The 230-nt window shown below is 59.1% G+C and carries 1 protein-coding gene; it reads right to left on the reverse strand.

Translation table 11 applies throughout. The annotated features are described in order from the left end of the window. Positions 1–230, reverse strand: a 230-nt coding sequence (locus ACQRAX_RS25760; protein WP_427867803.1) for a hypothetical protein, incomplete at both ends; no start/stop codon positions are given.

Below are 230 nucleotides of genomic sequence, written 5' to 3' on the forward strand. Positions count from 1 at the left end.
TGGCATTGGCGGCGTAAGCGGCATTGGCCCCCATGCTGCGCCATTCATCCGCAGAAAAATGACCGTCGTTCTGCGCCTTCTTGGCGCTGCTCCAGACGTTCCACACGTTCAAACCAACCAGCAAGGCCGGCAGGACATTGCCCAGGTTCTGCCCCATCCAGGCTTTGGTGCGTATCAGGTAATCTTGGGTACCGGCCACTTTCAGTTGCGCCAACACCTCAGACTGCCCC

It is taken from the genome of Pseudomonas sp. UM16 (assembly GCF_050312595.1).
Lineage (GTDB): Bacteria > Pseudomonadota > Gammaproteobacteria > Pseudomonadales > Pseudomonadaceae > Aquipseudomonas.